The sequence below is a fragment of the Roseovarius sp. genome (assembly GCF_018066915.1).
GTDB lineage: Bacteria > Pseudomonadota > Alphaproteobacteria > Rhodobacterales > Rhodobacteraceae > Roseovarius.
Map to the genome: position 1 here is coordinate 1 of NZ_JAGPVV010000315.1, position 6,364 is coordinate 6,364.

6 protein-coding genes and 1 pseudogene are annotated in these 6,364 nt (G+C 61.6%); 6 read left to right on the forward strand and 1 reads right to left on the reverse strand.

Features of this window, described 5'->3' with window-relative positions; translation table 11 throughout:
- Positions 1–207: hypothetical protein (locus KBT70_RS17830; protein WP_296637373.1), on the forward strand; the 207-nt coding region annotated here is incomplete at its 5' end.
- A 404-nt stretch (positions 208–611) separates the two neighbouring features.
- Here KBT70_RS17830 and KBT70_RS17835 read toward each other — a convergent pair.
- Positions 612–1,289 carry a TetR/AcrR family transcriptional regulator gene (locus KBT70_RS17835; RefSeq protein ID WP_296637376.1) on the reverse strand — a complete coding sequence of 226 codons (678 nt, stop codon included), beginning with the start codon at positions 1,287–1,289 and terminating at the stop codon, positions 612–614.
- Between the two features lie 78 nt (positions 1,290–1,367).
- On the opposite strand from KBT70_RS17835, the gene KBT70_RS17840 reads away from it, so the two are divergent.
- The 5 genes and pseudogenes from KBT70_RS17840 to KBT70_RS17860 all read left to right on the forward strand — a co-directional run.
- Positions 1,368–2,378: a VOC family protein gene (locus KBT70_RS17840; RefSeq protein ID WP_296637378.1), complete on the forward strand. Its 1,011-nt coding sequence runs from the start codon at positions 1,368–1,370 to the stop codon at positions 2,376–2,378.
- A 3-nt stretch (positions 2,379–2,381) separates the two neighbouring features.
- Positions 2,382–3,221 carry a fumarylacetoacetate hydrolase family protein gene (locus KBT70_RS17845; protein ID WP_296637380.1) on the forward strand — a complete coding sequence of 280 codons (840 nt, stop codon included), beginning with the start codon at positions 2,382–2,384 and terminating at the stop codon, positions 3,219–3,221.
- A gap of 7 nt (positions 3,222–3,228) precedes the next feature.
- A complete protein-coding gene (locus KBT70_RS17850; protein WP_296637382.1) occupies positions 3,229–4,260 on the forward strand; it encodes an MBL fold metallo-hydrolase in 1,032 nt (343 codons plus the stop codon).
- Positions 4,261–4,281: 21 nt separating this feature from the next.
- Entirely contained in the window at positions 4,282–5,736 is a 1,455-nt protein-coding gene (locus tag KBT70_RS17855) for a bifunctional 3-(3-hydroxy-phenyl)propionate/3-hydroxycinnamic acid hydroxylase (protein WP_296637385.1), read from the forward strand.
- Between the two features lie 350 nt (positions 5,737–6,086).
- Positions 6,087–6,364: pseudogene (locus tag KBT70_RS17860) on the forward strand (hypothetical protein); the annotation flags it as partial.

The window sequence follows — 6,364 nt, forward strand, 5'->3', positions numbered from 1 at the left end:
AAGTTCGAATCTTGTCGGGTGCACCATTATTTCAAAGACTTGTCACATCTTGGTAAGTTTGAAAAACTGGGACCTCGCCAAAAACTCACCAAGCAACTTCGCCCCTTCTTCAATTCGCCAGTTCTGCCTCTAACGCGTCGCCAAGCGCCGTTGGCCACCAATCCTTGCAAGCGAGGCGATTTGGTGGATCGAAAACCTCGCTTATAAATAACACTGCAGGCCATCATTTTTTGCCCGGCTGATCCGTCTGGATCACTTTGCGCCTGATATCGTCACTGCAATTCTCGATGGCACCCAACAGTCATCCCTTGCGCGCTACATTTTGCTGCCCCCCGATGTCTCGACCGCCTAGGCTATTCAGCGTTAGTTGTTCGAGTTCCCCGCACCCGAACGGCAAAACAGCCCGCGACTGCTTTTTGGGCGAGGTATGTGGATCACAGGCTCATAATGACTCAGTTTCCTCCCTCCTCGTTTTAGAAGGCCGGCCTAGATCATATGGCCAAAGATCATTATCCACCTGACGCCCAGTATCATAGGTCTGCTTCGCGCCCTAACTTGAGACGTTCGCCGTTGCCGTTGAGTGTCGCGAAACGGACATGACGCGAACGTGATCAATAGGTATCGACGGACAAGTCACTTGCCGTGTGAGTAATCAGCTCAGTTACATGCCCGGGTGAAGCTCCGAGGCCGCAAAGTCCAAGCATCATCATTTCGCGCAACAACAAGGTGGCTTGATTGCCGGTCGGGCGGGTCTCGACCAGATTGGCCATCAGGACCTGACACAGACCCAGCCAATAGAGCAGCCCTGCATTGCGGGCTTCAGGGCGCAACAGGTTCAGGGCCAATGCAGCGTCGATATCCTCCCGCAATCCGCGATTGAGGGGGTAGGAGCGGCTGGTGGGCGGGTCCTGGCTGCGCAACAATATCCGCGTTCGGCGCGGGTGCTCGAGAGCGAATTGCGCTGCCACGCACATGCCTCCAGCAATGCGCGCCACAGGGTCCTCGACCCCCGCGTTGGCAGCCGCGACGCGGGCTTCCAGCTCCGTCCGAACTTCAGCCGCAACGGCTGCACCAAAGGCTTGCTTGTCGGCGAAGTGGTTGAAGAAGCTGCCTTTGGCAACGCCTGCACGTGATACCACCTCGTCAATCGCGATCGCATCAATGGGGCGATCAACCAGCAATTCGGACCCGGCGGCGAGAAGCGCGGCGCGGGTGCGCTGCATCCGGGGCGAGAGCGCGGTGGCGGAGGTCGTGGTCATGGTGAGAGTTATAGTCACGGTCATGATCATAGTCACGAAATACTTGACCAGATAGTCAAGTGCGAGCTATTTGACCAAATAGTCAATTAGTGATTCGGGGTAGCTCTCATGCCGGTAATCAAGGTCGAAGATATTGCGCATGTGCGCTTTGCAGCGCCCGATCTATCTGTCATGCGCGGCTTCCTCGAGGATTTCGGCCTCGCCTGCTTCGAGGAGGGCGGGCGGCTCTACGGCAAGGCTAGCGACGGGCGGCCCTTTGTGCATGTGACCGAACCGGGGGAGGCGCGGTTTCTCGCCGTAGGCTTGCGTGCAGCCAGCATCGCCGATCTTGAGCGCCTTGCCACACACGAGGGCGTGGCACCGGAACCGCTCGACGAACCCGGCGGCGGGATGGTGGTGCGCCTGACCGATCCTGAAGGCTATCTGGTCGAGGTCGTGGCGGGCCAGGAGTGCCAACCGCCCACCCCGTTGCCCGAGCCTCAGTTCAACTGCGCAGCTGCCAAGCCGCGCCAGCGTGCCCCCGTACGGCTTGAACCTGCTCCCGCTCATATCCGCCGGATCGGCCACGCCGTTCTAAGGGTGAGCGATTTTCGGACCTCCGAGAGGTGGTGGAAGGATCGCTTTGGTCTGCTAACTTCGGACGAAGTCGAAGCAGCCGAAGGCGTGCCGCTGGGCGCATTCATGCGTTGCGACCGGGGTGATATCCCTTCCGATCATCACACCATCTTCCTCGCGCAATTACCGGGAAAACCGGGCCTGCTCCACGCTGCATTCGAGGTCGAGAGCCTCGACGACCTGATGTTGGGCCACGAACATCTAAAGTCCCGCCAGCGCGAGGCAGCGTGGGGTGTGGGGCGACACATCATGGGCAGCCAGATCTTCGATTACTGGAAAGACCCGTTTGGCAACGAGCTGGAACACTGGACCGACGGTGACCTGTTCACCGCCGCCGACCCACCGCAGAAACAGACCATGCAGGCGCTGCTTGCGGTGCAATGGGGCAGCCCCCATCCGATGTTTGCCGGCAAGATGGCCCCGCCGCCCGGCCTCGTCGCCTTTGTCACCGCCATGCTGCTGCGCCTCAAGCGCCTGTTCTCCCGCACACCCAAGGAAGCCTGACCGATGAAACTCTGCACCTTTACCCATGACGGCAAGACCCGCACCGGCATCGTTGTCGGTGAGACGGTGGTCGAAACCGACGTGCCCGGCACGATGCTCGACCTGATCCGCGAATGGGATGCACTGAAGCCCCGCCTCGAAGCCAAGGGCGCGACCGGGCAAGCCATTCCTCTGGCACATGTGAAGCTCGAGGCCCCTGTCCCGCGCCCCGGCAAGATTTTCGCCATCGGCCTCAACTATGCCGATCACATTGCCGAGAGCGGACTCGGCACACCCGAGCGGCAGGTATGGTTCACCAAGGCTCAGACCAGCGTCAACGCCCCCTTTGATCCTGTGCTCATCGCACGCGGCACCGCAACGCCCGATTACGAAGCGGAACTGGTCGCGGTAATCGGCAAAGGCGGCAAGCACATTGACGCTGCCGATGCGCCAGCTGCGATATTTGGCTACTGTGTCGGCAATGATTTCACCGAGCGGATGTGGCAGCACGCCGGGCCACAATGGTCGCTGGGGAAGAGCTTTGATACCCACGCTCCGATGGGGCCATGGATTGTCACCGCTGACGAAATTGGCGATCCGCACGATCTCGCCATCCGCTGCTACGTCAATGGAGAGGAGCGGCAGAATTCGAACACTCGGCATTTAGTGTTCGATATCTGGCAGCAGGTGGAGCATCTTTCGGTCGGCATGACAATGGAGCCGGGCGACTGCCTGTTCACCGGCACTCCCGGCGGGATCGGTGCGGCGATGGACCCGCGCCAGTTCCTCAAGCCCGGCGATGTGGTGCGCACCGAAATCGATGGTCTCGGCCATATCGAAGCCACTATGGTGGCAGAAGGCTGAGGTGGCGATGATCCGGAAAGCCCTGATAGCGCTGGCGCTTGTGCTCGTGATCGGCGCGACCACGGCCTATGTCGCGCGCGACAGCTTGCTCGGCTGGGCGATCCGTCAACGTATCCAGCAGGGCCCCGACCAGGCGTTTGCCACGGACCATAACGGCATCAAGGTCCTGATCTGCGGCACCGGCACGCCCGAAGTCAGTTCGGCCCGAGCGCAGGCCTGCACGCTTGTTGCGGCAGGGGGCAAGCTGTTCCTGTTCGACGTCGGCGATGGCGCGTTGCGTTCGCTGTCGGCATCGCGCATTCCGGTCAACGACCTTGAGCAGGTGTTCGTGACCCACTTCCATTCGGACCACTTCAACGATCTCGGGGCGCTGATCAACGCCGGCTGGATCTGGGGCCGCGAGACTCCGCTTACGGTTGCCGGGCCGCAGGGTCTTGCCCATGTGATGGCGGGTTTCGCCGAAGCATATGCCCTCGACGAGGGTTACCGCAGCGCGAATATGCCTCACCTGGCGGAGCGCCGCGCAATTGCCGGCGCCGTTGCGCGCGAAATCGCCTTTGGAGACGGCCAGCGCAGCGTGCGGGTTTATGATCGGGGCGGCGTGACGATCGATGCGGTGCTGGTGGCGCACGAACCGGTTCGCCCCGCGCTTGGCTATGTACTCCGCTACAAGGGCCGCAAGCTGTTCATCAGTGGCGACACCAAGGTGAGCCCGGTCAACCTACCCGCCATGCAGGGTGCCGACATGGTGGTGCATGAATCCTACGCCGGCCACATGGTGCGGCGCGCCATCCCGGAAATGCGCAAGCTCGGCATGGAATTCGACGCCCGCGTGGCGGAGCGGACCATCCCCTATCACGCCGATAACCTCGCGCTTGCGAGGCAGGCTCAGGCGGCGGGCGTCAAGCATCTCGTGCTCACCCATCTCATCCCGAACCCGGACAATGCAGTGGTGCGGGCGATGTACACCGAAGGGATGAGCGAACTCTACAAGGGCCCCATCACCGTCGCTGAAGACGGCATGGTGCTGACGTTCTGAAGCGGACGAGGAGGGGCGATAATGGACGGCTTTGATTGCGACGTGCTCGTTGTGGGCGGCGGCCCCACCGGGGTGACGCTGGCTGCCTTGCTTGGTCGGCAGGGTGTGCGCACCATCGTCGCCGAGAAGGAGCCGGCGATCTTCCCGCTCCCCCGCGCCGCCCATATCGATCACGAAGGTATGCGCATATTGCAAGAGGCGGGCGCGGCGGATGCCGTGATGGCAACCAGCCGCCGTGCCGACCGCTACGAGTTCCGCAATGCGCGCGGAAAAGTGCTATTGCATTTCGACGGCGCCACCCGCATCGGCCCGGGCGGCTGGCCGGCCGCCAACATGATCCACCAACCCTCGGTCGAAGCGGCGCTGAGATCCGCCCTTGCCGAACGTGCGCCCGGTTCCCTTTGCTGTGAGTGGGAAATGCTGTCCTTCATCGAGGATGCGGACGGCATTACGGTTACTCTGGCCACGCCCGACGGCGAACGAACGCTGCGCACCCGCTGGCTGGTCGGAGCGGACGGCGCGCGCAGCCCGGTGCGCAAGGCCTGCGGCACTGCCTTCGAGGACCTCGGCTTCGAGGAACCCTGGCTGGTGGTCGACGTGCTGGTGGATGACCCGACGCGACTGCCGACAGCCAACCTCCAGATTTGCGACCCTGCGCGGGCCACCACCTGCGTGCTGATGGGTGAAGGGCGCCACCGTTGGGAGTTCTTCATGCTGCCGGGCGAAACCCCTGACGAGGTCAGCGATCCGGCGTTCGTCGCGAACCTGCTCGCGCCGTGGAATGTCGAGGGTGCGGTGCGGATCGAGCGCACGGCGGTCTACACCTTCCGCGCCCGCATCGCCGAACGATGGCGCAAGGGCCGGGTGCTGCTGGCAGGTGATGCGGCGCACCAGACCCCGCCCTTTGCCGGGCAGGGAATGTGCTCGGGCCTGCGCGATGCAGCCAATCTCGCCTGGAAGCTCGCGGCTGTCGAGCAAGGAAAGGCGGACCAGGCGCTGCTGGACACGTATCAGCCGGAACGCGCGCCCAATCTGCGCGCCACAATCGATATGGCGATCATGATGGGACGGATGGTGTGCACCACCAGTCGGCTTGGCGCAGCGCTGCGCGACATTAAGTTGGGGGTCGCCAGGATGCTGGGCAAGCTGCCCAGCGGCCCTCCGGCCTATCCCCCGATCGGCACAGGCGCGATTATGGCCGGATCACAGGCGGCCGGTAGCTATTTTCCGCAACTGGTGGCAGAGGACGGAAGCCGGCTGGACGAAGTGCTCGGGTCAGGTGTTTGGCTGATCGGACGTGAGACACTTGAGGAAAGCCGTATGGCACCATTTGCTGCCGGATTGCGCGCGTGGCTTGATCACCGATCGGCTGAGGCGGTTCTCGTGCGTCCTGATCGCTACGTATTCGGGACTGGCGAGAGCGGGGTTCTCCGGGCTCAATGGCAAGCCCAGATGGCAAGCGGCCACACCTGCTGAGTGGCGTTGGAACTTAGCGAGAATTGGCTGAAGCCTTGGATTTGAGAGCCAATCCTCGCTTGGCCATTGGCTTTGCCGAACAACGCTAGCTATTGCGAGCCGAGATCGATTAGCCGACAGTCTCCAACCGGCCCAGTTGCAGCCGGTCTGAGACGCGCCCCAATTCCAGTCCAAGAAGCCGCAGTCTCTTGTACCCGATAGCAGGCATGTCCTCGCGCTGGTGTCTCGCCTCCGGTGCGCCAGAAGCGGCAATTGCGGGAGAGACAGATTCTTTTACTGTTCCACATCGGGTCTTTCGCGACTATCTCCTTTGTCAGCGGATTTGATCTGCTACGGAAACGGTCGAGATTATGTCTAAAGATCCTCAGTCAGAAGCAGAGATTTCCCTTTGGAAGCAAGTTGTTTCACTTTGGGAAATGGAGGTGAGGCAAGATTTGGAGTCTATTCAAAAGGCGCTTCATCAGAACTATTCCGGCTGGGTTACTGGAAAAGATAAGGCCCACGACTATCACGCGGCACTCGCATCTGTAGGCCCGTCCGCTCCACGCGTACTGCGCTACACGTTGAAGCCCCTAAAAATAACCGTATTTGATGACCATGTGGGCGTCGTGCATTACACATACGAAGC